Here is a 26,600-nt window from a genome sequence, read left to right as displayed (position 1 = left end):
GTTCGTCCTGAGCCTGTCGAAGGACTGCCTTTTCTCCAGGGACTACACATCGAGTTCGAAGAGAAAGAACGGCACTTCGACAAGCTCAGGGCGAACGGAAACGAAAAATCTGGGCTAAATGCCTGATTTGCGTTGCCATTAGCAACGCGAAACTTCTTCGCCGCCAGCCGAACCCGGTGTACCTTCACTCCCGAGCGGGGCCGGAGGGTTTTGCTCACTCGCGTTGGTGTCATCAGCACTCCGGCCGCCGCTCCCACGATGATGGAGAGAGGAGCCCCCCTGATGACTTACGCCTCCCATACCCGCCGTCCCAACCCCGCTGCACTTGTCGGCGCGCTCGGCATCCCCGCCGCCTTTGCCGCGCTGCTGGTGGTGGGCCTTGCGGTCAAGGTCGTGACCGTGCCCGAAGACCCTGGCCTCGAAGGCTTTACGCTGAAGCCGGTGCCGATCCCCCCGCCGACTCCGGCCGATCCGGTTGAGCCAACCTCGACCACCAGCACCCAGCAGCAGGCCACCACCACCACAGTGACCCGCCCGGACGCTCCGGTCGACCTCGGAAACGACAATCCGATCCAGACGCTGCCGGGTGTGGGAGATTTGGTCGGTCCCGTTGTCAGCCCGGTCGATTTCGGCACCCCCGGCCCGGCACCCAGCGCCTCGCCCTTCGATCCGGTCAGCGCGGCACCCCGCAACAACCCCGGTCGGTGGGTCACCGATAGCGATTACCGCACTCGCTGGATGCGAGAAGGTCTGTCGGGCAGTGCCCGCTTCACCCTGTCCATCGACGCGGCGGGCAAGGTGACCGGATGCACTATCACCCGCTCGACCGGGCACGGCGTGCTGGACGCGGCGACCTGCGATCTGGTGACCGACCGCGCCCGGTTCGATGCCGCGCGTGACGGTACAGGCAAGCCGGTGGCCGGCAGCTTCACCGGAGCGATCACCTGGAAAATACCGGACTGAGAATATCGCCGCCGGGGCAGGTTTACCCTTCCCCGGCGGCCTTGATCTGCGCGATCGGTGCCTCGCCGCCGCTGCTCGGCACCGTCCAGATCAGCACGTTGAACACCGCGATCACCGCAAGCAGCACCATCAGCGCAGGCTGTTTCACCTGACCCGTCCGCCGCCACAGCACGAACGCCCCCGCCAGCAGCGCGAGCGCGGCCAGCATCACGATGGATAGCACGATATCGGTCATGCTTTCGGCTCTAGCCCGTCAGCGGCCAGCCGCGCAATTGACTTGGACGCACGGCCCCGCCAAACCTGCCGCATGAGAGAGATATTCGCAGATTTCACCCGCCGCCAGACCATCAAGAGCCTTGGCGGCGTATCCGCTCTTGCGCTGCTGCCCGCCTGCGCTCGCAACCAGACAGTCCCCGCCACTGCGCCAATCGCCAGCCTCGCGCCCGATGCCGCGCTGGACAGTATCGCTTACCGGATGCTCGCCCACGAACCGGGCCGGGCGACGGGTTTGGGGGTCGATACCGGAGACTACGCCGCGTGGCGCTCCACCTTCGGCACGCCGGGCGAAGCCGGACGCGCGGCCTATGCCGGCACGCTGAAAGAACTCGTCGCCGAAGCCCGCGCCTATCCCAAGCAAGGCCTTACCAGCGATCAGCAGATCGGCTTTGAAGTGGTCGAGACCGCGTTTGCGAGGGCGCTCGAAGGCATGGCGATGCCCTACGGCGATGTCGCGGTCGGCAGCTGGCGCAACGCGCCCTATGTCGTGATCCAGAATGTCGGTGGGTATATTGATCTGCCGCGCTTCTTCGGTTCGACCCAGCCGTTGAACACACCCGAAGACATCGGCCCCTACATGGACCGCATGGCCGAAGTGCCCGCCATTCTCGGCGGAGAGCTCGACCGGATCCGCGACGCGCGCGCAATGGGCGTGGTGCCGCCCGCGTTCCTGCTCGACAAGGCGATTGCGCAGATGGAAGCCAGCATCGCCGGAGCGGGCGAGACCTATGGCGCGCCCATGGCCGGTGCCGACATCGCCGGAAGCGACCGCGCGGCAGCGCAGGTTGAACGCATCGTCGCCGCCGGGATCGTCCCCGCGCTCGAGGCGCAGCTTGCCGAACTCAAGGTGCAGCGCGCCGCCGCCACCGACAACGCAGGCATGTGGGCGCAGCCGATGGGCGAGGAATATTACAGCTGGGCGGTCGGCGCATCGACCACCACCGCCATGACCCCGGACGAGATTCACCGTCAGGGCTTGGCCGAACTCGACGAAATCCACGGCAAGATGGACCCGATCCTGCGGGAAATCGGCTACACGCAAGGCAGCGTGGGCGACCGGATGCAGGCGCTCAGCCAGGATCCCCGCTACAAATTCGCCGAGGGCGATCCGGGGCGCGAGGAAATCTTCGCTTTCATCAACGACCGGGTATCCTGGATCAAATCGCAGATGCCGCGCGCGTTCAACCAGCTGGTCGATCCGCCGCTCGAAATCCGCCGCCTACCACTGGCCGAGGAACCCGGCGCGCCGGGCGCTTATGGCGGGGCGGGCAGCAAGGATGGCAGCATTCCGGGCCGGTTCTGGATCAACCTGCGCACCACCGATCTGCACCGCAAGTATGATCTGGCCGATCTGACCTTCCACGAATCGATCCCCGGCCACGTCTGGGAAGGCGAGTTTTCCAACCGCCTGCCGCTGATCCGCTCGATCCTCGCCTTCAACGCTTTCTCCGAAGGCTGGGCGCTCTATGCCGAACAACTGGCGGACGAATTGGGCGCGTATGACGACTTCAAGGTCGGGCGGCTGGGTTACCTGCAAAGCCTCGCCTTCCGCGCCTGCCGGTTGGTGGTCGATACCGGCCTGCATTCGAAACGCTGGACGCGCGAACAGGGGAACCGCTTCTTCGTCGAACGCAATGGTTCCAAGGCCGAGGAAGTCGCATCCGAAGTCGATCGCTATTGCAGCTGGCCCGGGCAGGCCTGCGGGTACAAGATCGGCCACAGCGAAATCGTGCGGCAACGCGCCCGCGCGCAGGCGGAGCTGGGCAGCGCGTATGATTTCAAGGCGTTCAACACCGCCGTGGTGCTGGGCGGCAACGCGCCGCTCTCGGTCGTCGCGAACACTGTCAGCCGGTATATTGCAGGCGCGAAGGCGTAACCATTCTGCGCGGCGCCTGCCCACCCCGCTGCGATTCGGGGGTGGGCAGGCGCCGAATTGCAAAGCTTCGTCCCTGACCCCATCTTGCAACCTGCATCGTGCATAGGGGCGCGCAATGGAAACACTCGGACAAGAACTTGAAACCATGCGCCGGGTGCCGCTCGCGCCCGATCATGTCGCGGCGATCTGCGACATCGGCGGCGAAAAGATCTACAAGGCCGGCGACATCGTGATGGACATCGGCGAGCCGATGGACCGGTTCGTCTATGTGGTCGAAGGCGAGATCGAGGTGGTCAATCCCCACACCGGTGAGCGGCTGCTGCCCTCATCGCTCGGCCCGACACAGTTCATGGGCGAGATCGGCTTCCTCAACCGCAGCACCAATATCATGCGGATGCGCGCGGCGGTCGATACGACCGTGATCGAGGCTCCGCGCGAAGCGATGCTGGCGCTGATGGGCCGCGTGCCGGAATTGTCCGATCACCTCATCACCGTATTCACCGCGCGGCGGCGGATGCAGTTCGAAGCGCGCAACGACACGATCAAGGTGATCGGTGCAGATCGTGATCCACAGGTGCAGGCGGTCGAACGCTTCCTGTCGCGCAACCGCATCCCGTTCCAGAGCTACGACATGGACGCCGCCGACCGCGAAGCCCCGACGCTGTGCAGCCTGCTGGGCCACGAACCCGGCGTGATTCTGGGCGCGGAGACGCGGCTGGCCGATCCTACCCCGCGCAAGGTGGCACAATATCTCGGGCTCGATCTCGATATTTGTTCGCAGCGCACTTACGATCTGCTGATCGTCGGCGGCGGCCCGGCAGGCGTGGCGGCGGCGGTTTACGCCGGGTCGGAAGGGATCGGCGCGCTGGTGATCGAGGATACCGCCGTTGGCGGGCAGGCGGGGACATCCAGCCGGATCGAGAATTACATGGGCTTTCCCACCGGCATCAGCGGCACCGATCTGACCTTTCGCGGGCAGGTGCAGGCGATGAAGTTCGGCACGCGGTTTGTCATGCCGCGCCGGGTCGCAGCGCTGTCGCGCCGCGAGGACGGGGCGTTCTGCGCCACGCTGGATGACGGCGATGAGCTCTGCGCCCGCGCGCTGCTGGTGGCGACCGGCGTGCAATACCGCCGCCTGCCGCTCGACCGGCTGGAGGAACTCGAAGGCGCAGGCATCTTCTATTCGGCGACCGAGATGGAAGCGCGGTTCTGTTCCCAGACAGAAGCCGTGGTGATCGGCGGCGGCAATTCGGCGGGGCAGGCGGCGATGTTCCTCAGCCGCGCGGCGGCGCATGTGCATCTGGTGGTGCGCGGCAGCAGCCTGGCCGCCTCGATGTCGAGCTACCTGTCGCAGCGTCTGGAGGCCGATCCGCGCGTCACCATCCATTACCACTCCGAAGTCACCGCATTGCACGGCGATACATGGCTCGATGCGGTCACGCTCAAGACCAAAGACAGCGAACGCCGGATCGCCACGCGCGCGCTGTTCATCATGATCGGCGCGGCGCCCAATACCGGCTGGCTTTCGGGCTTGGCCGAAACCGACGCCAAGGGCTTCGTGCTGACCGGCGCGGCGGCGGGACAGGCTGATGATTACGCCACCACCGCCCGCGGCATATTCGCCGTCGGCGACGTGCGCGCCGGATCGGTCAAACGGGTGGCGAGCGCGGTGGGCGAAGGATCGGTGGTGGTCAGCCGGATCTGGCAATATCTGGAGGATACGCGCCCTTCCCCCGCCTTGCAGGCTGACTGAACCAAAACGCCAATATTCGCCGGAAGCCTCTGGCCAAGCCTCATCAAATGCCTATGCTCGGCCCCATCGCATGGCAGTCGCAGGCAAGGCGAGGGGGCGTTTGTGTTGAAATCCGCAGTTTTCCGTTTGATCGTGGCGGCGTTCGCGCTGTTTGCAGCAGCGCCGGCATGGGCGGATTGGAACAAGGCGGAAAGCGACCACTTCGTCATCTACTCGGACAGCAATGCTGACGACATTCGCGAGTTTTCCGAACGGCTGGAACGCTATCATGTAGCGATGACCCGGATCACCGGGTTCGATCCCCCCGTGCCGAGCCCTTCGAACCGGGTAACGGTCTATGCCGTGGGCAGCGAGCGCACGCTGCGCAAACTGTATGGCGATACGGGTTCCAACGTGGCAGGATTCTATATCCCGCGCGCGGGCGGTTCGGTGGCGTTCGTGCCCAATGTGAAGCTGCGCGGCAGCCAGACCGACTTTACCTTGATCGTGCTGCTGCACGAATACGCGCACCATTTCACCATCGCCTCGACGCCTTTTGCCCTGCCGCGCTGGGTCACCGAAGGCTCGGCCGAATTCTTCGCAGCGGCGAAGTTTGCGCCCGATGGCGGGGTCGATATCGGCCTCCCGGCCAATCACCGGGTCGGCGATCTGAACTATGCGGACAAGCTCTCGATCCGCGAAATCCTCGATTACGACAGGGTCGCGCAAGGCGGCGGCCCCCGTCGCGACGGGTTCTATGGTCAGGCGTGGATGCTGTACCACTATCTCTATTTCAGCGAGGAGCGGGAGTCGCAATATCGCGCTTACCTGTCCAAATATGTCAAAGGCGTTCCCAGCCTGCAGGCCGCCGAGGAGGCCTTCGGCGATCTCGACCAGCTTGAGCGGGAATTGAAAGCCTACCAGCGCAGCCGCCGCATGCCGGGCTGGCGATTGACCGCAGAATCACTCCCGATCGGCGAAATTGCAGTCACCTCCCTCAGCCCCGGCATGAATGAAATGATGGACGTCGTGCTGCGTTCGCGGCGCGGAGTGGACCGCGAACAGGCGCTCGACCTGCTGCCCGACGCCCGCGCCATTGCCGCGAAGTTTCCTGATGATGGCGGCGTCCTCGCCGCGCTGTCGGAGGCGGAGTACGATGCCGGAAACGATGCCGAGGCGATTGCCGCAGCGGACGCGGCAATCGCGCTCGATCCGTCGCAGACCAATGCGTATGTGCAGAAAGGCTTCGCGCTGTTCCGGATCGCCGATAACGCCGATGCAGGCGCGGTCGACGAGGCGTTTGCGGCGGCAATGAAGCCGTTCGAGGCGCTCAACGCGATCGAGAACGATCACCCGCTGCCGCTGATTCATTATTACCGCAGCTTCGTACAACGCCGCAAAGTGCCGGACGAAAATGCCCGCGCCGCGCTCGAACATGCCTCGCGGCTTGCCCCGTTCGATCAGGGTCTGCGGCTCAATGTCGCCATGATGATGATTTCCGAGCGCAAGAACGAACTGGCCCGGCTGATGCTCGCTCCGCTGGCGGCCGATCCGCATGGCACCGGCCGGGCCGCGCGGGCGAAGCAGTTGATGGCGGCGCTCGAACAGACGCCCGACGGCACGATGCTCGATCTCAGCGCCCTGACGGAGCGGATCGAAACGCCCGACCTCTCCGACCAAGGAGAGTGACGGGCGCCTCGCGCGCGCTTAGCTCTTGCCGCCGCCGAAAAATCCCTTGGCCATGCCCATGATATCGTCGACCGGGCTACCGTCGCCATCACGGTCGAGGATCGACGCGAAATTGGCGAGCGAACCTTCGCCGCCGATCGCGGCGACGATCTGGTTGAGGATTTCGGGGCTCATCCCGGTCTTTTCGGCCGCCAGCGTCACGGTGTCGCCGTCCATCTGATGGGTCTTGCCCAGCGCGCCGATCGCCATTTCGGCCATCTTGGGATCGATCCCGAGCTTCGACGCCAGATTGACGACATCATCCGGCGCCCCGCCGATATTCTTCAGAATCCCGTCAAGAATGCTCATCGTGTTCTTCCCCTTGCTGGCGAAACCCCATGTTCCGCCAGCATTGTTACGCCATGAAGGCGCGGGAAGCCAGATGGCCCCAAGGATCAGGCGGGAATGCGATCAGGCGGCGGCCGGTGCGGCCTGCCGCACGCCTTCATCAACGTGCTCGGCAAACTGGGCGAAGTTGTCGATGAACAGCTGCACCAGCTTGCGCGCTGTCGCATCATATTCGGCCCCGTCGGCCCAGGTGCTGCGCGGATCGAGCAGCGTCTGATCGATGCCTGCTGCCGCCAGCACCGGCACATGCACCGGCACGTCGAAGCCGAAATTGGGATCCTTGCGGAATTCCACTTCGTCCATGTTCCCGTCGAGCACCGCGTTAAGCAGCGCGCGGGTCGCCTTGATCGGCATGCGGCTGCCGGTGCCGTACTTGCCGCCAGTCCAGCCGGTGTTGACCAGCCAGCACTGCGCCCCGCCCTTGCCGATGCGTTCCTTCAGCAGGTTGCCGTAGACGCTGGGGTGACGCGGCATGAAGGCAGCGCCGAAACAGGTGCTGAAGGTCGCTTCCGGCTCGGTCACGCCGATTTCGGTGCCGGCGACCTTGGCGGTGTAGCCGCTGAGGAAGTAATACATCGCCTGATCGGGCGTCAGCCGCGCGATCGGAGGCAGCACGCCGAACGCGTCTGCGGTCAGCATGATGACGTTCGACGGCGCCGGGCCGAGGTTCTTTTCAGACGTGTTCGGAATGAACTCGATCGGGTACGCGCCGCGGGTGTTTTCGGTCTTGCTGGCGTCGGTGAAGTCGAGCTCGCGCGTGTCCTCCTCCATCGCCACGTTTTCGAGGATTGTGCCGAACATCTTGGTGGTGGCGTAGATTTCCGGCTCACCCTCTTCGGAGAGGTTGATCATCTTGGCATAGCAGCCGCCTTCGAAATTGAAGACCGCAGTGTCCGACCAACCATGCTCGTCATCGCCGATCAGCGTCCGGCTGGCGTCGGCGGAAAGCGTGGTCTTGCCGGTGCCCGACAGGCCGAAGAAGATCGCGCTCTTGCCGTCCGCGCCGATATTGGCGCTGCAATGCATCGGCATCACGCCCTGTGCGGGGAGCAGATAGTTGAGCAGGCCGAACACGCCCTTCTTCATTTCGCCCGAATATTCGGTGTTGCCGATCAGGATCAGCTTTTCGGTGAAGCTCACCGCGATCACGGTGTCGCTGCGGCAGCCGTGGCGTTCGGGATCGGCCTTGAAGCTGGGCAGGTTGATGATGGTGTATTCGGGCGTGAAATTCGCCACTTCGTCGGCCGAGGGTCGCACCAGCAGCGTACGCACGAACAGGCTGTGCCACGCCATCTGCGTGATGACGCGCACGTTGACGCGGTATTCGGGCTGCGAACCGCCGAACAGGTCGGCGACGTAAAGCTCGTCCTGCCCTTCGAGAGCTTCGAGGAAATCCGCCTTCAACGTCGCGAAATGCTCCGCGCTCATCGGCTGGTTGATCGCGCCCCAGTTGATCGTGTCCTCGGTCGCGGCGTCGCGCACGATGAACTTGTCCTTCACGCTGCGCCCGGTGAACTTGCCCGTTTCCACCAGCAGCGCGCCGTGCTTCGTCAGCTTGCCCTCGCCCTTCGCCAGCGCATGTTCCACCAGCGGCGCCGTGCCGAGATTGGCGTGGATCGTCGCCCGGGTCTGAAGGTTCTGGGCGGACAGCGGGTGTGCAAGCGAGGTCAAGGTCGTGTCTCCTGAGCCGATCATTGTGACAGCAATGCAAAAGTCGAGGCGAAACGTCCGAGCACCAGGCCGCGAGCGAATCTGCAACATCCCGCCTAGCGCCCCAAGTAGCAGCCGCGCATACGTATGCAACCATCACAGGCTATGACATCCGCAACTTGCCCCCTTCCCGATGCAACCCGCCGGATCGGGGAGCAGGCGGACGTCCGGCGATTGTCTCGGCAAGGCAATGGCGCTACCGCTCGGCGCATGCGATGGCGGCGGCAGGAAGGATAGGCATGATGTCCGAAAGCACCCCTGATCTGGCTTTTCCCGGCACCCAGCCCGGCGAGCCTGCCGCGCGCGCGATGCAGATCGCGCTGGTCGACGATGATCGCAATATCCTCACCACCGTCTCGATCGCGCTGCAATCGGAAGGCTTCGCGACGCGACTTTATTCCGATGGCGAAACAGCGCTGAAGGCGTTGCTCGACAACCCGCCCGATCTTGCCGTGTTCGACATCAAGATGCCCAAGATGGACGGGATGGAACTGCTGCGGCGGTTACGCGAGCATTCGCCGCTGCCGGTGATCTTCCTCACCAGCAAGGATGATGAAAGCGACGAGGAAGCGGGTCTGGAACTGGGCGCGGATGATTACATCGCCAAGCCGTTCAGCCTGCGCTTGCTGATCGCCCGCATCCGCGCGATCCTGCGCCGCGCCGATCCGGTCCCGGGCGGCGAGGGCCAGATCGGCCCGCCCGAGGCCGCGCAAGCCTGCCTGACCCGCGGGCGATTATTTATGGACCCCGCGCGTCATCACGTGACGTGGGACGATCTGCCGGTGTGCCTCACCGTCACCGAATTCCTGATCCTCGAAGCGCTGGCGGTACGGCCCGGCGTAATCAAGAGCCGCAACCAGTTGATGGATGCCGCTTATCCCGACGACGTGTTCGTCGATGATCGCACGGTCGATAGCCATATCAAGCGGATGCGGCGCAAGTTCCGGATGGTCGATCCCGAATTCGGTGCGATCGATACGCTGTACGGCGCGGGCTACAGCTTCACCGATGGCTGATTTGCGCCGTGCCGCTTCAAGCGGCGAACAACTTACCGCAACGGGCCGTTTTGCCCTCACCGCGCGCATTCTGGTGGTCAACATCCTGCCGCTCGCGATCATGGGCGGCGGGCTGCTCTATCTCGACAGCTACCGCACCCAGCTGATCAACGAACGCTTCAAACTTGCCCGCATCGAAGCGCAGATCACCGCCGAGGCGCTGGCTGGTGCCACCCGCGAACGGCAGGAGGCGCTGCTGGTGCAGATCGGCAAGGAACAGCGGATGCGGCTGCGCATGTTCGATGCCGATGGGCGGCTGACCGCCGACAGCTTCGCTCTGGCCGACCCCGCGTTCCGGTTCAACGACATTAGCGACGACGACTGGGAACAGCGATTCGCCCGCTGGCTCGATCGCACCGTCGACGCCATCGTCTCCGCCGAAGCGGTGCAGGACTATGTCGAGCCCGAAGCGCAGGAGGCCGATGCCTGGCCCGAACTCGCCCGCGCGCGCGAACTCGGCCTGTCGCAGGTGCGTCTGTACGACTGGCTCGACGGCACCCCGGTGATCACCGCCGCCGCGCCGGTGGGCCTTAACGGGGCAACCCTGCTGACAGTGCGCAACGCGGTCGACATCACCGAAAGCGTTCGGTCCGCGCGCACGACGCTGGGCTTTGCGATGCTGATGGTGCTGGCCGCATCGGCGCTGCTGTCGCTGTTTCTGGCGCGCACGATCGTCACTCCGCTGCGCCAGCTTGCCCGCGCGGCAGTGCGGGTGCGGCAGGGACGCGAGCGCGAGGTCGAGGTGCCGCGCCTGCCGCAGCGCAGCGACGAAATCGGCCTGCTTGCCCGCGCGGTGTCGGACATGACCGGGGCGCTGCGTCAGCGGATCGACGCGGTCGACAGCTTCGCCGCCGATGTGGCGCACGAAATCAAGAACCCGCTGGCCAGCTTGCGCAGCGCCATCGAATCGCTGCCCCGCGTGCAGGACCCCGCGCTCAAGGAAGAACTGATCCAGATCGCCACCCACGACGTGCGACGGATCGATCGGCTGGTGTCCGAAATCTCCGATGCCAGCCGGATCGATGCGGAAATGAGCCGCGCGACGCTGGAGACGATCGATCTGGGCGATCTGGTCCGCGCGATCATCGGCGGGCGCGAACACCGCGCCGAAAACGAAGGCCGCGCCATCGCGCTGGCGGCGCGCGGATTCGCCGCCCGCGTGCGCGGCGTCGGCGCACGGCTGGAACGCGTGGTCGAAAACCTGCTCGACAATGCGGTATCCTTCTCCCCGCCCGACGCGCCGATCGAGGTCGCAATCGACAATGACGGCGCCTGGGTGACGCTGACCGTGTGCGACCACGGCCCGGGCATCCCCGAAGAATCGCGCGAGAAAGTGTTCCAGCGGTTCCATTCGGTGCGCCCGGACGAAGAGGATTTCGGCAACCACTCCGGCCTCGGCCTCGCCATCGCCCGCGCCATTGCCGAGGCGCTGGACGGCACGCTAACCGCCCATGCCCGCGCCGATGGAGAATCCGGTGCATGCCTCAAATTGCGACTGCCGGCGGCAGCATGAGCGCGCAGGCATCCTTCGTCCACGCAGCCAGCGCGGTGGCGATCGGCGGACGCGCGCTGCTGATCGAGGGGCCGCCGGGCTGCGGCAAGTCGAGCCTTGCGCTCGCGCTGATCGACCGAGGGGCGGCGCTGATCGGCGATGACGCGGTGACGCTGACACCGTCGGGAGAACAGCTGATCGCCAGCCCGCCGCCCAATATCGCAGGCCTGATCGAACTGCGCGGCGTCGGGCTTGTGCGCCTGCCTGTCGCGGAACCTGCAATGGCGGCGCTGGTGCTGGAACTGGGCAGAGAGTCGGGCGAACGCCTGCCCGAAACACCCCTGCCGCGCCGGATGATCGGCGGGGTGGCGGTGCCGGTGCTGCGCTTCGACCCCGGATCTGTCGCACCGGCACAGCGCGCCGAATGGGCGCTTGCCCTGCACGGCCTGCCCGTACACCTGCCCGTAGATTCGCCTTCCCTTGCCGCGCAATCGGAGCGAGAATAACGGCGATGAACGCTTCTCCAGATCCTTCCTCCACTCCGCGCCGCGTACTTCTGGTCACCGGACTTGCAGGCGCAGGCAAATCGACCGCGCTCGCCGTGCTGGAGGATCTCGGCTGGGAGACGATCGACAATTTCCCGGTGCGGCTGCTCAACCGGCTGGTCGCCATGCCCGACGAGGCCCGCGGGCCGCTCGCGATCGGGTTCGATTCGCGCACCCGCGGCTTCGTCCCGGCCGACATCATCGCGCTGGTCAAGGAATTGGCCGCACGCGAGGACATCGCGCTCACTTTCGTGTTCATGGATTGCTCGGGCGGCGAGCTTGAGCGGCGCTATAACGAAACCCGCCGCCGGCACCCGATGGCCGCCGGACGCCCGGTGATGGAAGGCATTGCTGCCGAGCGCGAATTGCTCGAGCCGCTGCGGCGCTGGGCCGAGATCATGATCGATACCTCGGCCATGACCAGCAACGACTTGCAAACTCAGGTGCGCCAGCTGTTCGCCCCCGCCAGCAGCGACAGCGCGATCACGCTGACACTGTCGAGCTTCGGCTTTGCCCGCGGGATGCCGCCGCTCGCCGATCTCGTGTTCGACATGCGCTTTCTCGACAATCCGCACTGGGATCCGCAACTGCGCGACCTCACCGGACAGGACGCCGCCGTCGGCGCGCATATCGAGCGTGATCCCGCATTTGCCGAAGCCTTCACGCGCATCCGCGACCTGCTGCTGATGCTGCTTCCGCGCTATCAGGCGCAGGGCAAGCCCTATGTCCATGTCGCTTTCGGCTGTACCGGAGGGAGACACCGTTCGGTCTACACCGCCGAGCGCATGGCGGAAGGCTTGCGTGCGGCCGGATTTTCGCCCACTGTCCGGCACCGCAATCTGGGGTCGCGTGTGGCGGATGAAATCGAACGCGATCGACGCTAAGGCGCGGTTCAGGGCAGACATGGCATTGTCCAGCTTAGTTGAAACGCGTAAGCCTCGCCGCATGCGGGCAGTTAACGGACGCTAATTCACTCATGATCGGTTTGATCCTGGTTACTCACGGTCGGCTCGCGGACCAGTTCGTCGAGGCGATGGAGCATGTTGTCGGCCCGCAGGACGGGATCGTCACGGTGTGCATCGGCCCCAACGACGACATGGAACAGCGCCGCGCCGATATTGCGCAGGCGATCGAGACGGTCGACAGCGGCACCGGCGTCATCATCCTCACCGATCTGTTCGGCGGAACGCCGTCCAACCTGGCGATATCGCTGCTCGACGCAGGCCATGTCGAGGTGATCGCGGGGATCAACCTGCCGATGCTGATTCGCCTCGCCGGCGCGCGCAAGGTGATGGATGTCACCGCCGCCGTCGCCGCCGCGCAGACGGCCGGGCGCAATTACATTACCGTCGCCAGCGAGCTGCTCGGTCAGGACACCAGTCCGGCGCGGGCGAAAGCCTGAAAGGAGCCGCCGTGGGGGAGGCACGCAAGACCATTACCATCGTCAACCGCCGCGGGCTGCATGCGCGGGCGAGCGCAAAGTTCGTTGGCGCGGTTGCCGCTCTGCCGGACGGCGTGACCGTGACGGTCAGCAAGGTCCCCAACAGCGCGGCGGGCGGATCGATCCTCGGGCTGATGATGCTGGGCGCGGCCAAGGGCGATGTGATCGAAGTGCTGGTCGAAGGCGAGAACGCCGAGGCGGTGCTGGCGGAACTGGCGGCGCTGGTCGAATCCGGTTTCGGGGAAGACTGACGCCGCAGCTCGCACGGGGATTGACGCGGCGAGCGCAAAGCCCCAGCGGATTAGCCCATGCGCAGGCACATTTCCGGCTTTTCCAATCCGACCGTCAAATACCTGCGGTCCTTGCGTGACAAGAAGCATCGCAAGCGCGCCGGCCAGTTTCTGGTCGAAGGGCTGCGGCTGCTCGAGGATGCCCGCAGCACCGGCCGGCTGCCGCAAATGCTGGTCATGGCGGAGGCTCGCGCGCCGCATGATCTGCTGGCGCGGCTCGAAGCTGACGTCATGGCGGCTGGCGGCGAGGTCATCACCACCACGCCCGATATTCTTTCCAAGGTCACCGGAAAGGAGAACGCGCAAAGCGTGGCCGGAGTGTTTGACGAATGGGATACATCGCTGGAAACGCTCGACCGGAGCGCCGCGCCGATCTGGCTGGCGGCGCAGGCTTTGCGCGATCCGGGCAATCTCGGCACGATGCTGCGCACCTGCGACGCGGTGGGCGCGGGCGGGTTGATCCTGATCGACGATTGCGCCGATCCCTTCAGCGCCGAAGCCGTGCGCGCGAGCATGGGCGCGGTATTCACCGTGGGGCTGGCGCAGGCGCGGTGGGAGGAGTTTTTGCCGTGGCTGCGCGCCGGAACGGGTCAATTGGTTGCGGCAAGCCTGCGCGATGCGGTGCCCTATCGCGGGGCGGATTACGCCGCGCCGTGCTTCATCCTGGTAGGCAACGAATCGCAGGGGCTGCCGGAGGATTATGAAGCGGCCTGCGATCTGCGCGTAACCATGCCGATGCGCGGGCGGGCGGATTCGCTGAATGCGGCGGTGGCGGGCGCAGTGCTGGCCTACGAGGTGCTGGCAGGGGTCGAGCGTTAGCTGCTACTCCGCCGCATCCTTGCTCGCATCGAGCGCGAGCGGCTCGTCCTCGACCTCGGCAGCATCAACTGCATTGTAGCGAGGAACGGATTCCACCAGCGGAACTTCCTCGATCTCGCTTTTACCTATCTCGATTCCCTTCTCGGCGAGACGTCTACCAGACGACAAGACATTGCGCTCGAAGCTACCGACGAAACTGTTGTAGTTCTTCACTGCGGATTCCAAGCCGCCACCAACACGTTTTAAGTGCTCGGCTGACTTTCTGAGACGGTCATACAATTCCGCGCCCATTCGGCCGATCTCTTGTGCATCCTTGGCTAGTCCATCCTGCCGCCAGACCTGCGCCACAGTGCGTGCGATAGCGACAAGATTGGTAGGCGTTGCGAGCAATACGCGACGCTCGAAGGCAAAGTCCCATAGCTTGGGGTCGGCCTCAAGCGCAGCAGTTACAAAATGCTCTCCGGGAATGAACATAATCACGTAGTCGGGCGCTTCCTCGAACTGGCTTTGATAACTTTTGGCACTCAGCGTCTGGACGTGATTTCGCATCGATTTAGCGTGAAGATCGAGATGACGCTTCCGCTCTGCATCGTCCTCGGCTTCAAATGCCTCTTGATATGCATTGAGCGAGACTTTTGAGTCTACGACCAGCTTCTTCTGACCCGGGACATTTATAATCGCATCGGGACGCAGACGCCCATCATCTGTGTCTATTGAGTGTTCAACGATGAAATCGGTGTGCTGAGCAAGACCACATTGTTCAAGCAAGTTCTGCAGCGCCCGCTCCCCCCAACGCCCGCGCGCCTTGGGCTGATTGGTGAGCGAATTGCCGAGCCGCTGTGCCTCGCGCCGCACCTCTTCCTGCCCTTCGCGCATCGACTGGATCAGGCCCGAAAGCTGTCCGAACGCATCGGTGCGCTTGGCCTCCAGTTCGGTAACCTGCTTTTCGTAACTCGCCAGCTTCTCGCCCACGGGGGACAGCAGCGCCTTGAGCTTGGCCTCGCCCGTCTCCTCGGACTGGCGAAAGCGCGCCTCGGCCCGCTCCAGAAATGTCTTCTGCGCTGCTTCGAGCACCTTGCTGCCGGCGTTCTCGAACTCCTTGCGCATGGATTCCTGCGCGCCCAGCAGCGCGGCCTTTTGTTCGGTGAAGGCCTTTTCGCGCTCAGCGGCAGCGCTTTCGAGCGCGGCGAGCCGTTCGGCCAGCGCCGCACGATCGGCCTGCACCGCATCGAGCCGAGTCAACAACCCATCGGCCTGCCCGGCGCGCTCTTTCAGCCCGGCAACCTCGATCCGCGCTTCGCCCAGTTCGGCGATGGCACGTTTGAATTCGGCCTCCAGCCCGTCCCCGTCCCGCTCCGCCTCAGCCAGCCGCGCGCGCAGATCGCCGAGCGGGCGCGAGGCAAGAAACCAGCAGGCCGCGCCGCCAAGCACGACACCGAGGATGAGGGCGACAAGCGGGAGAATCGAGGAATCCATCCGGATTTCCTACACAGAACGAATAGAGAACGCTAGTCCCCGCGCGCCGATATCCCCGCTCAAGGGTCAGGCTAGCTCCTATCCGTGTCGCTATTGTCCGCCGACGCCTTCTTTTGCCACGGCCAGCGCCCGTCGATCTCCACCTCCAGACTGAAGCTGAGGAAGGTGCGGATCAGGACGATCAGGCCCAGCACAGCCACGCTCTCCGGCGTGGGATCGATGGCCACTGTACGGATGATATCGGCGGCGACCAGCAGTTCCAGCCCGGTCAGGATCGCGCGGCCGAGCATGCGGCGGAAGGCGGCGACGCGGTCTTCGCCGTCCTTGGTGCCGCTGCCGCCGGTGACCGTCCGATAACCGAACCGCCCCGCCGAATAGACCGCGCCAAGAATGATGACGCCGATTCCGGCAAGTTCGAACACCTTCGCCACCGCCCCGGCAATGGCGAGCATGGTCGCATCGCTGATCATGGCAGGGCTAACAGGCTGGGGCGGTCTGTGTTCCATCTCACGTCAGCAGACGGGGCGCCAGCGACGGTTCGCATAGCGAACCGCAAGCGCGACCGCGGGCCCGCAGGGGCCTGGAGCGTAGCGAAAGAACAGCCCCGAGGACGAAGGCGCGGAGGCGCCTTCGCAAACAAGCTACGCTGCCTGACGGATCTTCTTGAGCTTCTTGAGCGCCATCGCCTTTTTCAGGCGGCTCAGGTGGTCGATGAACAGGATGCCTTCGAGGTGGTCCATCTCGTGCTGCAGGCAGGTCGCCATCAACCCTTCGAGCGCTTCCTCGTGCGTCTTGCCGTCAAGATCCTGATACCGCACCTTGCAGGTCGCCGGACGCTCGACATCGGCGTAGATCTCGGGGACCGAGAGGCAGCCTTCCTGATAGGTCGAAAGCTCGTCCGCCGGATCGAGGATCACCGGGTTGATGAACACCCGCGGTTCCTTTTTCGTGGCCGGGTGCGTGTGACTGTGGCCATCGTGACTGCACTCGACCGGCTCGGCGTCCGGATCGTCAGGCTGCAGATCGATCACAAGCACCCGCTTGGGCACGCCGACCTGAATCGCGGCGAGGCCGATGCCGGGGGCATCATACATCGTCTCGAACATGTCTTCGACCAGCGTGCGCAGGTCGGCATCGAACTCATGCGGTTCGACCGGAGTCGAGATGGTTTTCAGCCGGGGGTCCGGCACTTCAAGGATTTCGCGGATAGCCATGTTGCGCAGATAGGCGAGGAGTCGGTAGATTTCAACGCAGCTTAACCGACGGGTCTTCTGGCTCGCAAAGCCTGCGCCAGCGTGCCTTCGTCGAGGTAATCGAGCTCGCCCCCCACCGGCAGGCCGTGGGCAAGCTGGGTTACCCGCAGCGGAAAGGCCTCCAGCCGCTCGGCGATGTAATGCGCGGTGGTCTGTCCTTCGAGCGTGGCGTTCATCGCCAGCACCACCTCGTCCACCCCGCCCCCTTCGACGCGGGCGAGCAATGCGGCGAGGTTGAGATCCTCCGGCCCGATCCCGTCCAATGCCGACAGCCGGCCGCCGAGCACATGATAGCGTCCGGGAAACAGCCGTGCGCGGTCCAATGCCCACACGTCGGCGACTTCCTCCACCACGCACAGACTGCGCGCGTCGCGGCGCGGATCGGTGCAGATGCCGCAGGGGTCGCGCGTGTCGACATTGCCGCAGGTCTGGCATTCGACCAGCGTCTCCGACACGGCCGCCAGCGCCTCCAACAGCGCGGGCAGCGCCTGTTCGCGGTGCTTGACCAGCCACAGCACCGCCCGCCGCGCCGAACGCGGCCCCAGACCCGGCAACCGGGCGAGCGCGGAACTTAGCGCCTCGATCTCTTGCGATGCCATGGGGGGAGAGATAGGGGCTGCGCTTCGCTTAACAAAGGCTGCGGGCAAGGCTTATGCGCATCATCTTCATGGGAACGCCCGATTTCGCGGTGCCTGCGCTGCGGGCCTTGCACGCTGCCGGGCACGATATCGCCTGCGTCTACACCCAGCCCCCGCGTCCGGCGGGCCGGGGCAAGCAGCTGCGCGCATCGCCGGTGCAGGCGGCGGCAGAAGCCTTGGGACTGACAGTTCGCTCGCCCAAATCGCTGAAAGGTGCGGATGAGCAGGCGGAGTTCGCCGCGCTGAATGCCGATGTCGCGGTGGTCGCCGCTTATGGCTTGATCCTGCCGCAAGCGGTGCTGGATGCGCCCGTGCATGGGTGCCTCAATATCCACGCCTCGCTCCTCCCGCGCTGGCGCGGGGCGGCGCCGATCCACCGCGCGGTGATGGCGGGCGACGTGGAGACCGGCGTCACGATCATGCAGATGGAAGCCGGGCTGGATACCGGGCCGATGCTGCACAAAATCACGGTGCCGATCGATCGCAAGACCACCGGCGCGCTGACCGAGGAACTGGCCGCGTTGGGAGCCGAAGCGATGGTCGCCGTCTTGTCCGATCTCGCCGCCTTCCCGCCCGAGGTGCAGGACGACTCTGCGGCAATCTACGCCCCCAAGATCGACAAGGCGGAAGCGAAAATCGACTGGGCCCAGCCCGCCGCAGTCATCGAACGCACAGTGCGCGCTCTCGCCCCTTTTCCCGGCGCATGGTTTGAGCTTGGCGATGAACGGGTGAAACTGCTTCTGGCCGAAGTGGTTGAAGGCTCGGATCCACCCGGCGCGGTGCTGGACGACGACTTTACCATCGCTTGCGGAGAAGGCGCGATCCGGCCCCTTATGCTCCAGCGGGCTGGCAAACCGGCGATGGCGCGCGCGGACTTCCTGCGCGGACGGGCGGTGGCGGCGGGGGCTATCCTCGCTTGACCCGTTTTGCGCTCACCCTCGAATTCGACGGGACGCCCTTCAGCGGGCTGCAACGCCAGTCCAACGGGGCGAGCGTGCAGCAAAGCATGGAAGACGCGCTGCACCGGATCACCGGCGAGCGGACCACGCTGCACAGCGCCGGGCGCACGGATGCGGGCGTGCATGCGCTGGGGATGCGCAGCCATGTCGATCTGGAAAAGGACATCGCCCCGTTCCGCCTGATGGGGGCGCTCAACGCGCATCTGCGGCCCGATCCGATTGCGGTGACGGCCTGCGAAGTGGTGCCGGATGATTGGCACGCGCGCTTTTCCTGCACCGGGCGGCGCTATCTATACCGCATTGTCAACCGCCGCGCCCCGCTCGCCCTGCAGCGTGACCGGGCATGGCAGGTGCCGACCCCACTCGATGCCGACGCGATGCACCGCGCCGCGCAGGTACTGGTCGGGCGGCATGACTTCACCACCTTCCGTTCGGTCCATTGCCAGGCCGCCGATCCGGTCAAGACGCTCGATCTGCTGGATGTGGAGCGGATTGGCGAGGAAGTGCACATCCACGCCGCCGCACGTTCTTTCCTGCATCATCAGGTGCGCAGCATGGTCGGATGCCTGAAACTGGTTGGCACCGGAACGTGGGACGAAGCCCGCCTCGCCGCAGCCCTTGCCGCGCGTGACCGCCGCGCGCTAGGGCTCAACGCACCATCGCAGGGGCTGTATTTCGTCGAAGCGAGCTATCCGGACGACTTGCCGTAACGTCACCCTAGCCATCGCTTCATTGCAGGCGTAGCGAGACAGTCCACTCCCGGAGCTGGATTGCCGCGACGCCTTCGGCTCCTCGCAATGACGAAACACGAGAGGAACCATAATGACCACCACCGGCAAACAGCTTTTCACCACCCTCACCGCAGACGGCAAGCTGACGCTGGAAGTGGCGGAAAGCACCTTTCCCGCGCCCACCGGCAATCAGGTGCTGGTCAAGATGGAGGCCGCGCCGATCAACCCCTCGGACTTGGCGATCCTCACCAGCGCCGCCGATTTCGCAAACGCCGAATACACCCCGGGCAAGGTCGTCGCGCAAATGCCCGAACCCTTCCTGTCGGGCCAGAAGGGCCGCCACGGCCAGCGCCTCACCGCCGGTAACGAAGGCGCAGGCACGGTGATCGCCACCGGCGACAGCGACATGGCCAAGGCGCTGATGGGCGCGCGGGTCGCCTGCGTTCCGGGCCATGCCTTCAGCCAGTATGCCATTGCCGAGGCGATGATGTGCATCCCGCTGGGCGACAATTCGTGCGAGGCGGGCGCATCCAGCTTCGTCAATCCGATGACCGCGCTGGGCTTTGTCGAGACCGCGAAGATGGAGGGCCATGACGCCATCATCCACCTCGCCGCGGCGTCGAACCTTGGCCAGATGCTCAACCGCATCTGCGTGGAAGACGGCATGAAACTGGTCAACATCGTGCGCAAGGACGAGCATGTCGAACTGCTGAAATCGCAGGGCGCGACGCATGTCGTCAACTCGTCGGCCCCGACCTACATGGCCGATCTGCGTGCCGCGATTAAGGAAACCGGCGCGTTCCTCGGCTTCGATCCGATCGGCGGCGGACAGGCCAGCGACGGCGTGCTGAAGGCGATGGAACAGGTCGCATCCAGCCAGATGGCCGAGTTTTCGCGCTATGGATCGAACCAGGACAAGAAGATGTACATGTACGGGCGGCTCGACCTCAGCCCGACCATCCTGACGCCTTCGTATGGCCTGCAATGGAGCATTTCGGGCTGGCTGCTGACCCCCTTCCTGCAGCGCGCAGGGATGGAGACCGTGGTGCGGATGCGCACGCGGGTGCAGCAGAACCTCACCACCACCTTTGCCAGCCATTACAAGGCCAAGGTCAGCCTCGAAGGGATGCTGGAGAAGGACGCCATCTGCGATTACCGCCAGATGAAGACCGGCGAGAAATATCTCGTCACGCCCTGGGCCTGATGCAAGCGCGCGCCCCCGCTCAGGCGGGGGCCGCGATCATTTGCGGAAACGACTGCTTTCGGCGAACGGCGGCTTGGGTTTGAATCGCCGATATTGGGTGGTTTCGTGAATTTCGGCTTTTTTCTCTAGCCTTTTAACCCTCCAAAAAAGGCGAAGGGGCCGACTGTTTGGTCGACCCCCTCGGCATTTGACAGACTGGCTTGTAAATCAAGCGAACTGAAAACGTACGCCCACCTTTTGACGCCGCCGCATAGCAAAGCCGACTGCGCCCAAACCAAGAATCATTAGCATCCATGTGCCCGGTTCCGGCACCGCAGACTCAACGAAGAACGCTCGCGTTACGTTGTTCCCGTTCAATTGCAAATCGTTCCAAGCGCCATCAGGGCCACCGTACGAGGTGTTGAATGATCCGTAATCTTCATTTCCTGAATTGTTTGGTTCGCTGAACCTCACGGTGCCCCAGGCAGCAAAAGATCCGGGGGTTGTAGCGCCGTTTGCAGCCCCATTCCAAAAATTAAGACCAGCTTCTGGCCCGTCCATCCAAATCCACTTACCTTCTTCGCCTACATCACTTGCCCCAATCCATACATTGCTGTAGCGATTGGCGAGCCAGTCCTTTAAAAAATTCTGTTCAACAAGTGATGTGATATTGGCAAGGTAGCCACCTATATTTATCGCTTGTGCCCTAGCATCATTCCAATTGATTGCAGTATCCGAGACAACAAGCCGATACTTACTGGTACCATTCGTAGTAGTGTCTTCAATTGTCGTTGCTGCATGGGCCGGGGCTGTCGCAATCACAGATGCGGCCATCAATGGCAGAAAAGTCCGAAAACTCGTTTTCACATCTATCTCCTCGAGAGCACGGCGCGCCAGATCAGCACGCTGGATACGTATTTTCTTGTATAACCTATCAACAATAATCGCAAGATCGGCAACGCGAGATAGCTAAATCAATCTAACTGTATCAAATCGATACATGTCATCGACTCAGCGGTTTCCCCCGATTTTCAAGGAGATCAGTTAGTTAATGAAATTACCCAAGACCTGCTCATAGTTTGCAGGCTGTAATTCCTAAATGGGGTCGATAGCCGAATGTCCGGAATTATCCAGAAGATGGCCTAAGCCGCCATACAGTTTTCAGAATCGCGCACGGGTCGTGGTTATGAGCGACGATGGGTGGTTTGCGGACGTAGCCACTGCTAGAAACTGGCAGTTTTCTGAATACCGCCAACGCCTATTCGTGCCGCAGCGCGTCGATCGGATCGAGCTGCGATGCGCGGCTGGCGGGGTAGTATCCGAACACGATCCCCATCCCGGCGGCGAACAGGAAGCTGACGATGTTGATGAACGGATCGAAGGCGAACGGCACGTCGATCACCGCCGCAAGCCCGAGCGAGGCGACGAAGCCGAGGCCGATGCCGACCAGTCCGCCCAGAGCGCACAGCACCACCGCTTCTGTCAGGAACTGGAGCCGCACTTCGCGCGCCAACGCGCCGATCGCCAGCCGGATGCCGATCTCGCGGGTGCGTTCCGTCACCGAAACCAGCATGATGTTCATGATCCCGATCCCGCCCACCAGCAGACTGATCGAGGCGATCACCGCCACCATTGCGGTCAGCGCGCCGGTGACCGCGCCCAGTGCCTGATTGACCTGCGCTGTGTCGATCACGTTGAAATCATTGGGCTGCGACCCTTGCAGCAAGCGTCGCTCGCGCAGCAGGTCCACCAGCGAGGTCTGAATCACCGATGGCGCATAGGCGGCATCATACTTGGCCACGAAGAAATCGAGGTTGTCATTGCCGCGAAACCGCCGCTGCACGTTCTTGATCGGCATGTAGACCGCATCGTCATCATCCGCGCCGCCCCCGCCCTGCCCGCGCTCCTCGACCACGCCGATGACCATGCAGGAAACGTCGCCCAACCGCATGCGTGCGCCCACCGGGCTGGTGCCCGGCACAAATATCGCCTCGCGCACCTTCGTGCCGAGCAGGCAGACATTCTTGCCAGCCTGTTCTTCGTCACTGCTGAACGGCCGGCCTTCCTCGATCTTGATCGATTGCGCGGCGAAGAACGCATTGCTTACGCCCTGCACCCGCGTGTCCCAATCCTGCCCGTTGTAGAACGCGGTGGCGTTGGCCGCCACGTTGCCCGCTGCAATCGTCACCCCGGCGATCTGCTGTTCGACCGCGCGCACATCGGCCTCGTCGAACGGGCGGATCGTGCCGCGATCGGTGCGCACCGGGAACACGATGAAATTGCTCGCGCCGAGCGAGGAAATCTCCTCCTGCACCGATGCCGTGACCCCGTTGCCGAGCGTCACCATCGTCACCACTGCCGCCACGCCGATGATGATGCCGAGCGTGGTCAGGATCGAGCGCAGGATATGGCGGCGGATTTCACGCAGCGCCAGCAGGATGGTGGTGCCCAGCATCAGGCGGGCGCTCCGTCATCGGCGAGGCTGTGTGCGCCGCGATCGACCCGTTCGACCACCCCGTCGCGGAACCGCACGATGGTTTTGGCATACGACGCCATCTCCTCCTCGTGCGTGACCATCAGCACGGTGATGCCTTCGCGGTTGAGCCGCTGCAGCAGTTCCATGATCTCGACCGAGCGTTCGCTGTCGAGGTTGCCGGTCGGCTCGTCCGCCAGCAGCACGTCGGGCTGTGTCACCAGCGCCCGCGCAATGGCGACGCGTTGCTGCTGGCCGCCCGACAATTCGGCAGGGGTGTGGCTTGCCCACGGCACCAGCCCGACCTGGTCGAGCGCGTGCATCGCCGCCTCGCGCCGCTGCGTCTTGCTTTCGCCGCGATAGAGCAGCGGCAGTTCGACATTTTCGAGCGCGGTGGTGCGCGCGAGCAGGTTGAAGCCCTGAAACACGAAGCCGAGATAGCGGCGGCGCAGCAGGCTGCGCTGGTCGCGGTCGAGTTTCTGCACCTCGACCCCGCGGAACCGGAACACGCCGCCGGTCGGCACATCGAGGCAGCCGAGGATATTCATGGTGGTCGATTTGCCCGAGCCCGACGGCCCCATGATCGCCACGAATTCGCCGCGCGCGATGGTCAGGTCGATGCCCTTCAATGCCTGAAAGGCGGCAGCCCCGTTGCCGAAGGTCTTGGTGATGCCCTCCATCGCGATCAGCGGTTCTTCGGTCACGGTCCGGCGGCCTTGATCCCGGTGACGACCTCCATGCCCGGCTCGAGATCGGAGGACCGGACGACCGTGCGCCGACCGTCGCTGCGGCCCGTCACCACCGAAACCGCGCGCAAGGTGCCGTCCGCCTGCAACACCTGCACCTGCTGACGGCTGCCGACGCCGATGCTGGCCTGCTGTCCCTGATCCTCGAGCCCGATTTGCGGGTTGAATACGCCGCCGCCCTCGGCCTCCTCCTCTTCCGGTCGGAAGCGCAGCGCCGCGTTCGGCACCAGCAGCGCCGTGCCGGTGTTCTCCGTCGCGATCGTCGCCGTGGCCGTCATGCCGGGACGCAGCACGCCGTCGGGGTTGCGCACGGCGAGCAATGCTTCGTAGCTGACCACCGATCCGCCCGCTGCACTGGCCGCAGCGCCGCTGGCCGCGGCCTGCGTGGTGTTGCTGGAGGCGAGATCGACCCGTTCGAGCACCGCGGGAAAGCGGCGGCCCGGATAGGCATCGACGGTGAAGGTGGCCTTCTGCCCTGCCTTGACCTGACCGACATCGGCCTCGTCGATCGAAACGCGCAGCTCCATGTTGGACAGATCCTCGGCGATCACGAACAGGGTCACCGTGTTGAAGGTGGCGACCACGGTCTGTCCGGGCTCGATCCGCCGGGCGAGCACGACCCCGTTGACCGGGGCGCGGATCACGGCGCGGCTGCGGGTGGTCAGGTTGCCTCTGAGCAAAGCATCGGCGGCTTCGATATTGGCGCGCGCGGATGCGACTGCGGCACGGTCACGCTCGACCGCGGCTTCGGCCTGTTCGACTTCGATCAGCGATGGCACGCGGCCATCGGACAGGCGGCGCACTTCTTCCAGCCGGGCGAGCTGCACCTTGTCGATGTCGAAGGTCGCCTGCGCCTGCGCCAGCGCGGCGCGTGCGGCGTTGAGATTGGCACGCGACTGGGCGATCTGCTGGTCGATGATCTCGGTGTTGATCACCGCGATCACCTGCCCCTTGGTCACCCGGTCATTGACATCGACGAGCACGGAATCGACTGGCCCGGTGACTTCCGCGCCGACCTCGACCTGATTGGTCGGGCGCAGGTTGCCGGTCGCGGTGACCGACAGATCGAGCGATTCCTGCGCCACCTCCTCGGTGATGTAATCGGGCGGCGGCGGGTCGCCGGAACATTGGACGATGGTGAGGATCAGCGCGAGGATGATCAGGCCCGGCAGCCAATACTTCATCGTGCGCCGCCAGCGCGGCTTCGGCTTGGTGCCCAGGAATTCGTCCACGTTCGGCTGTTCGGCCGGGTTGCCCGTTTCGTTCATCTGGCCTGCATCACTCATGGGTTGGGCCCCTTCGCCGCAATTTCTTCAAGCCCGGCGCCGTCCGGCACCGACCATCCGCCGCCCAGCGCGCGCGCCAGACTGATAAAGGCAAGCGCGCGCGAGGCTTCGGCGTTGACCTGCGCGGTGCGGGTGCTGAGCAGCTGGCTTTCGACCACCAGCAATGTCTGGAAATCGATCAGCCCCGCCTGATACTGGCTGCGCGCCAGCAGTGCCGCATTGCTCGCGCCGTCGCTTGCCTCGGCCAATGCGACGACCCGCGCGGCGCTGGTTTCGAGATCGACTGCCGAGGTTTCGACATCCTCGAGCGCGAATAATATGCTCTGACGCCATGCCGCCAGCGATCCGTCAGCAATCGCCTGCGCGCCTTCGATCTGTCCGCGAACGCGCCCGCCGTCGAAGATCAGCTGGCTCAGACCGGCGAAGACGTTGCCGGTCACGATGTCGAACAGGTTCTCGATATTGGTCGCATTGGTGCCGACGCTGCCGGTCAGCCGCACCAGCGGATAAAGCTGCGCGCGTGCAACACCCACCCGGTCTAGATCGGCGGCCAGCCGCGCTTCGGCGGCGCTGACGTCGGGCCGGCGGCGCAGCATATCGGCAGGCGCGGTGAGTTCGACATCGGCCGGTGGCACCGGCACGCCGCGCGGCGCATCGGCCAGCAGGCGATAGACCCGGCCGGGCGGCTCGCCGATCAGGGTGGAGATCGCGTTCGCTACCGCCGCCAGATTGCTTTCCAGCTGCGGGATCGCCGCCGCCGTCTGCGCCCGCTGGGTGCGCGCCTGCTCGACATCCAGCGTCGCGACAAGTCCCGCCTGATTGCGCCAGCGGGCGATTTGCAGGTTGTCGTCCTGATTGGCCAGCGTGTCGCGCGCAATCGCCAACTGCGCCGCGACCGAGCGGGCTGTCACCACCTGGCTCGCCACCTGTGCGACGATCACCCGCTTCACATCGCCGAGCGAATAGCCTGCCGCCTGCAGATCGCCGCGCGCGGCATCGACCGAAGCATCAATCCGGCCGAACAGGTCGACTTCCCACGAAACATCGCCGCCGAGCGAGTACAGCACTTCGTCTCGGGCAAAATCGCCGACATCCCGGCCCGCACCGCTGCTGGCCGTAATCGTCGGCACGCGCGCCGCGCGCGCCTGACGTAGGCCTGCACGCGCCGCACGCAGCCGCGTTACGGCCTGCACGATATCGAGATTTTCATCCTGCGCCCGCGCGACGAATTGCTCGACCAAGGGATCGTCCAGCATCAACCAGTAGGAATCGAGCGGGATCGCTGTCCCGCCGGGCTGCGCGAGCGCCCAGTCTTCCGGCACAGGCTGCGCGATCTCCAGCGACGGCGGATCGGCGCGCGGAACTGTGCATCCGGCCAGCGCCAGCGCCGTGCAGACCGCGCCAAGCCCAGCTTTCGGCCACACGGTTCGACTGCGATCGCCTATCGTCATCACGAACAGTCCTGCTGTTGTTGTCGGAACAAGCCACGCGCCCCCTGAACGTTCTCTCTCCGCAGTCCGTTACCTCATTGATCCGGCAATGGAAACACGCCCGCAGCGAAGTCCACAATAAGTCATGCC

Annotated in this window: 26 protein-coding genes; 14 read left to right on the top strand and 12 right to left on the bottom strand. The window is 64.6% G+C overall.

Features of this window, described 5'->3' with window-relative positions:
* The first annotated feature begins 282 nt into the window (after positions 1-282).
* On the top strand, positions 283-963 hold the full coding sequence (locus tag Q0L48_RS05270; RefSeq protein WP_296718105.1) for an energy transducer TonB: 681 nt from the start codon (positions 283-285) through the stop codon (positions 961-963).
* Positions 964-985: 22 nt separating this feature from the next.
* Here Q0L48_RS05270 and Q0L48_RS05265 read toward each other — a convergent pair whose 3' ends face one another.
* The gene (locus Q0L48_RS05265; protein WP_296718102.1) at positions 986-1,198 is read right to left on the bottom strand and encodes a hypothetical protein; all 213 of its coding nucleotides are present in this window, start codon (positions 1,196-1,198) and stop codon (positions 986-988) included.
* Between the two features lie 72 nt (positions 1,199-1,270).
* Here Q0L48_RS05265 and Q0L48_RS05260 point away from each other — a divergent pair, with 72 nt between their 5' ends.
* The 3 genes from Q0L48_RS05260 (at position 1,271) to Q0L48_RS05250 (ending at position 6,536) form a co-directional block, all read left to right on the top strand.
* Positions 1,271-3,115: a DUF885 family protein gene (locus tag Q0L48_RS05260; RefSeq protein ID WP_296718099.1), complete on the top strand. Its 1,845-nt coding sequence runs from the start codon at positions 1,271-1,273 to the stop codon at positions 3,113-3,115.
* A 115-nt stretch (positions 3,116-3,230) separates the two neighbouring features.
* Positions 3,231-4,868 carry a cyclic nucleotide-binding domain-containing thioredoxin-disulfide reductase gene (locus Q0L48_RS05255; RefSeq protein WP_296718097.1) on the top strand — a complete coding sequence of 546 codons (1,638 nt, stop codon included), beginning with the start codon at positions 3,231-3,233 and terminating at the stop codon, positions 4,866-4,868.
* Between the two features lie 105 nt (positions 4,869-4,973).
* Positions 4,974-6,536 carry a DUF1570 domain-containing protein gene (locus Q0L48_RS05250; protein ID WP_296718094.1) on the top strand — a complete coding sequence of 521 codons (1,563 nt, stop codon included), beginning with the start codon at positions 4,974-4,976 and terminating at the stop codon, positions 6,534-6,536.
* Positions 6,537-6,554: 18 nt separating this feature from the next.
* Here Q0L48_RS05250 and Q0L48_RS05245 read toward each other — a convergent pair whose 3' ends face one another.
* Together Q0L48_RS05245 and Q0L48_RS05240 are read right to left on the bottom strand one after the other, a co-directional pair.
* On the bottom strand, positions 6,555-6,884 hold the full coding sequence (locus Q0L48_RS05245; RefSeq protein ID WP_296718092.1) for a hypothetical protein: 330 nt from the start codon (positions 6,882-6,884) through the stop codon (positions 6,555-6,557).
* Between the two features lie 102 nt (positions 6,885-6,986).
* Positions 6,987-8,618, bottom strand: a complete 1,632-nt coding sequence (locus Q0L48_RS05240) for a phosphoenolpyruvate carboxykinase (protein ID WP_296718089.1) — start codon at positions 8,616-8,618, stop codon at positions 6,987-6,989.
* A 323-nt stretch (positions 8,619-8,941) separates the two neighbouring features.
* Between Q0L48_RS05240 and Q0L48_RS05235 the strand changes: the two genes are divergently transcribed.
* The 7 genes from Q0L48_RS05235 to Q0L48_RS05205 all read left to right on the top strand — a co-directional run bounded on the left by Q0L48_RS05235 (position 8,942) and on the right by Q0L48_RS05205 (position 14,275).
* Positions 8,942-9,649 carry a response regulator transcription factor gene (locus tag Q0L48_RS05235; RefSeq protein WP_296718769.1) on the top strand — a complete coding sequence of 236 codons (708 nt, stop codon included), beginning with the start codon at positions 8,942-8,944 and terminating at the stop codon, positions 9,647-9,649.
* The gene (locus tag Q0L48_RS05230) at positions 9,642-11,201 is read left to right on the top strand and encodes a stimulus-sensing domain-containing protein (protein ID WP_296718087.1); all 1,560 of its coding nucleotides are present in this window, start codon (positions 9,642-9,644) and stop codon (positions 11,199-11,201) included. Before Q0L48_RS05235 ends, Q0L48_RS05230 begins: the two co-directional genes overlap by 8 nt.
* On the top strand, positions 11,168-11,686 hold the full coding sequence (locus Q0L48_RS05225) for an HPr kinase/phosphorylase (protein WP_296718086.1): 519 nt from the start codon (positions 11,168-11,170) through the stop codon (positions 11,684-11,686). Before Q0L48_RS05230 ends, Q0L48_RS05225 begins: the two co-directional genes overlap by 34 nt.
* 5 nt (positions 11,687-11,691) lie before the next feature.
* Positions 11,692-12,609 (top strand): RNase adapter RapZ, encoded by a 918-nt coding sequence (rapZ, locus tag Q0L48_RS05220; RefSeq protein WP_296718083.1) that lies wholly within the window; start codon positions 11,692-11,694, stop codon positions 12,607-12,609.
* Between the two features lie 92 nt (positions 12,610-12,701).
* Entirely contained in the window at positions 12,702-13,127 is a 426-nt protein-coding gene (locus tag Q0L48_RS05215; protein ID WP_296718081.1) for a PTS sugar transporter subunit IIA, read from the top strand.
* A gap of 11 nt (positions 13,128-13,138) precedes the next feature.
* Positions 13,139-13,417 (top strand): HPr family phosphocarrier protein, encoded by a 279-nt coding sequence (locus Q0L48_RS05210; protein ID WP_296718079.1) that lies wholly within the window; start codon positions 13,139-13,141, stop codon positions 13,415-13,417.
* A 57-nt stretch (positions 13,418-13,474) separates the two neighbouring features.
* Positions 13,475-14,275 (top strand): RNA methyltransferase, encoded by an 801-nt coding sequence (locus Q0L48_RS05205; RefSeq protein ID WP_296718076.1) that lies wholly within the window; start codon positions 13,475-13,477, stop codon positions 14,273-14,275.
* Between the two features lie 3 nt (positions 14,276-14,278).
* Here the strand turns inward: Q0L48_RS05205 and Q0L48_RS05200 are convergent, their stop codons facing one another.
* The 4 genes from Q0L48_RS05200 to recR all read right to left on the bottom strand — a co-directional run bounded on the left by Q0L48_RS05200 (position 14,279) and on the right by recR (position 17,603).
* Positions 14,279-15,751, bottom strand: coding sequence for a DNA recombination protein RmuC (locus Q0L48_RS05200; RefSeq protein WP_296718075.1), 1,473 nt, complete (start codon positions 15,749-15,751; stop codon positions 14,279-14,281).
* 71 nt (positions 15,752-15,822) lie between these two features.
* Positions 15,823-16,221 carry a DUF1622 domain-containing protein gene (locus tag Q0L48_RS05195; protein WP_296718073.1) on the bottom strand — a complete coding sequence of 133 codons (399 nt, stop codon included), beginning with the start codon at positions 16,219-16,221 and terminating at the stop codon, positions 15,823-15,825.
* Between the two features lie 171 nt (positions 16,222-16,392).
* On the bottom strand, positions 16,393-16,965 hold the full coding sequence (def, locus tag Q0L48_RS05190; protein WP_296718072.1) for a peptide deformylase: 573 nt from the start codon (positions 16,963-16,965) through the stop codon (positions 16,393-16,395).
* Between the two features lie 41 nt (positions 16,966-17,006).
* A complete protein-coding gene (gene recR / locus Q0L48_RS05185) occupies positions 17,007-17,603 on the bottom strand; it encodes a recombination mediator RecR (protein ID WP_296718070.1) in 597 nt (198 codons plus the stop codon).
* Between the two features lie 53 nt (positions 17,604-17,656).
* Between recR and fmt the strand changes: the two genes are divergently transcribed.
* From fmt to Q0L48_RS05170, 3 genes are all read left to right on the top strand, one after another.
* A complete protein-coding gene (gene fmt, locus Q0L48_RS05180) occupies positions 17,657-18,562 on the top strand; it encodes a methionyl-tRNA formyltransferase (protein ID WP_296718068.1) in 906 nt (301 codons plus the stop codon).
* Positions 18,559-19,311 (top strand): tRNA pseudouridine(38-40) synthase TruA, encoded by a 753-nt coding sequence (truA, locus tag Q0L48_RS05175; RefSeq protein ID WP_296718066.1) that lies wholly within the window; start codon positions 18,559-18,561, stop codon positions 19,309-19,311. The genes fmt and truA overlap by 4 nt, the downstream gene beginning before the upstream one ends.
* A gap of 112 nt (positions 19,312-19,423) precedes the next feature.
* Positions 19,424-20,536, top strand: coding sequence for a zinc-binding dehydrogenase (locus Q0L48_RS05170; RefSeq protein ID WP_296718065.1), 1,113 nt, complete (start codon positions 19,424-19,426; stop codon positions 20,534-20,536).
* 207 nt (positions 20,537-20,743) lie between these two features.
* Here the strand turns inward: Q0L48_RS05170 and Q0L48_RS05165 are convergent, their stop codons facing one another.
* The 5 genes from Q0L48_RS05165 to Q0L48_RS05145 form a co-directional block, all read right to left on the bottom strand.
* Positions 20,744-21,382, bottom strand: coding sequence for a PEPxxWA-CTERM sorting domain-containing protein (locus tag Q0L48_RS05165; RefSeq protein WP_296718063.1), 639 nt, complete (start codon positions 21,380-21,382; stop codon positions 20,744-20,746).
* 391 nt (positions 21,383-21,773) lie between these two features.
* On the bottom strand, positions 21,774-22,970 hold the full coding sequence (locus Q0L48_RS05160; RefSeq protein WP_296718060.1) for an ABC transporter permease: 1,197 nt from the start codon (positions 22,968-22,970) through the stop codon (positions 21,774-21,776).
* Positions 22,970-23,692, bottom strand: a complete 723-nt coding sequence (locus Q0L48_RS05155; protein ID WP_296718058.1) for an ABC transporter ATP-binding protein — start codon at positions 23,690-23,692, stop codon at positions 22,970-22,972. The genes Q0L48_RS05160 and Q0L48_RS05155 overlap by 1 nt, the downstream gene beginning before the upstream one ends.
* Positions 23,689-25,020 (bottom strand): efflux RND transporter periplasmic adaptor subunit, encoded by a 1,332-nt coding sequence (locus tag Q0L48_RS05150; RefSeq protein WP_296718056.1) that lies wholly within the window; start codon positions 25,018-25,020, stop codon positions 23,689-23,691. Before Q0L48_RS05150 ends, Q0L48_RS05155 begins: the two co-directional genes overlap by 4 nt.
* Positions 25,017-26,471, bottom strand: a complete 1,455-nt coding sequence (locus Q0L48_RS05145) for an efflux transporter outer membrane subunit (protein WP_296718054.1) — start codon at positions 26,469-26,471, stop codon at positions 25,017-25,019. Before Q0L48_RS05145 ends, Q0L48_RS05150 begins: the two co-directional genes overlap by 4 nt.
* Positions 26,472-26,600 lie beyond the last annotated feature (129 nt).

Origin of the sequence: Erythrobacter sp. (genome assembly GCF_024305245.1) — a bacterium.
Classification (GTDB): Bacteria; Pseudomonadota; Alphaproteobacteria; order Sphingomonadales; family Sphingomonadaceae; genus Erythrobacter.
Note: the sequence above shows the minus strand (reverse complement) of the source record. Positions and strands in the feature narration are given on the sequence as shown.

What these genes read in the sequence shown, in the direction of transcription:
- Q0L48_RS05270 (WP_296718105.1), top strand. Translation starts at nt 283, where the DNA reads ATGACTTACGCCTCCCATACCCGCCGTCCCAACCCCGCTGCACTTGTC.
- Q0L48_RS05265 (WP_296718102.1), bottom strand. Translation starts at nt 1,198, where the DNA reads ATGACCGATATCGTGCTATCCATCGTGATGCTGGCCGCGCTCGCGCTG.
- Q0L48_RS05260 (WP_296718099.1), top strand. Translation starts at nt 1,271, where the DNA reads ATGAGAGAGATATTCGCAGATTTCACCCGCCGCCAGACCATCAAGAGC.
- Q0L48_RS05255 (WP_296718097.1), top strand. Translation starts at nt 3,231, where the DNA reads ATGGAAACACTCGGACAAGAACTTGAAACCATGCGCCGGGTGCCGCTC.
- Q0L48_RS05245 (WP_296718092.1), bottom strand. Translation starts at nt 6,884, where the DNA reads ATGAGCATTCTTGACGGGATTCTGAAGAATATCGGCGGGGCGCCGGAT.
- Q0L48_RS05240 (WP_296718089.1), bottom strand. Translation starts at nt 8,618, where the DNA reads ATGATCGGCTCAGGAGACACGACCTTGACCTCGCTTGCACACCCGCTG.
- Q0L48_RS05235 (WP_296718769.1), top strand. Translation starts at nt 8,942, where the DNA reads ATGCAGATCGCGCTGGTCGACGATGATCGCAATATCCTCACCACCGTC.
- Q0L48_RS05230 (WP_296718087.1), top strand. Translation starts at nt 9,642, where the DNA reads ATGGCTGATTTGCGCCGTGCCGCTTCAAGCGGCGAACAACTTACCGCA.
- Q0L48_RS05225 (WP_296718086.1), top strand. Translation starts at nt 11,168, where the DNA reads ATGCCTCAAATTGCGACTGCCGGCGGCAGCATGAGCGCGCAGGCATCC.
- rapZ (WP_296718083.1), top strand. Translation starts at nt 11,692, where the DNA reads ATGAACGCTTCTCCAGATCCTTCCTCCACTCCGCGCCGCGTACTTCTG.
- Q0L48_RS05215 (WP_296718081.1), top strand. Translation starts at nt 12,702, where the DNA reads ATGATCGGTTTGATCCTGGTTACTCACGGTCGGCTCGCGGACCAGTTC.
- Q0L48_RS05205 (WP_296718076.1), top strand. Translation starts at nt 13,475, where the DNA reads ATGCGCAGGCACATTTCCGGCTTTTCCAATCCGACCGTCAAATACCTG.
- Q0L48_RS05200 (WP_296718075.1), bottom strand. Translation starts at nt 15,751, where the DNA reads ATGGATTCCTCGATTCTCCCGCTTGTCGCCCTCATCCTCGGTGTCGTG.
- Q0L48_RS05195 (WP_296718073.1), bottom strand. Translation starts at nt 16,221, where the DNA reads ATGATCAGCGATGCGACCATGCTCGCCATTGCCGGGGCGGTGGCGAAG.
- def (WP_296718072.1), bottom strand. Translation starts at nt 16,965, where the DNA reads ATGGCTATCCGCGAAATCCTTGAAGTGCCGGACCCCCGGCTGAAAACC.
- recR (WP_296718070.1), bottom strand. Translation starts at nt 17,603, where the DNA reads ATGGCATCGCAAGAGATCGAGGCGCTAAGTTCCGCGCTCGCCCGGTTG.
- fmt (WP_296718068.1), top strand. Translation starts at nt 17,657, where the DNA reads ATGCGCATCATCTTCATGGGAACGCCCGATTTCGCGGTGCCTGCGCTG.
- Q0L48_RS05170 (WP_296718065.1), top strand. Translation starts at nt 19,424, where the DNA reads ATGACCACCACCGGCAAACAGCTTTTCACCACCCTCACCGCAGACGGC.
- Q0L48_RS05160 (WP_296718060.1), bottom strand. Translation starts at nt 22,970, where the DNA reads ATGCTGGGCACCACCATCCTGCTGGCGCTGCGTGAAATCCGCCGCCAT.
- Q0L48_RS05150 (WP_296718056.1), bottom strand. Translation starts at nt 25,020, where the DNA reads ATGAGTGATGCAGGCCAGATGAACGAAACGGGCAACCCGGCCGAACAG.
- Q0L48_RS05145 (WP_296718054.1), bottom strand. Translation starts at nt 26,471, where the DNA reads ATGACGATAGGCGATCGCAGTCGAACCGTGTGGCCGAAAGCTGGGCTT.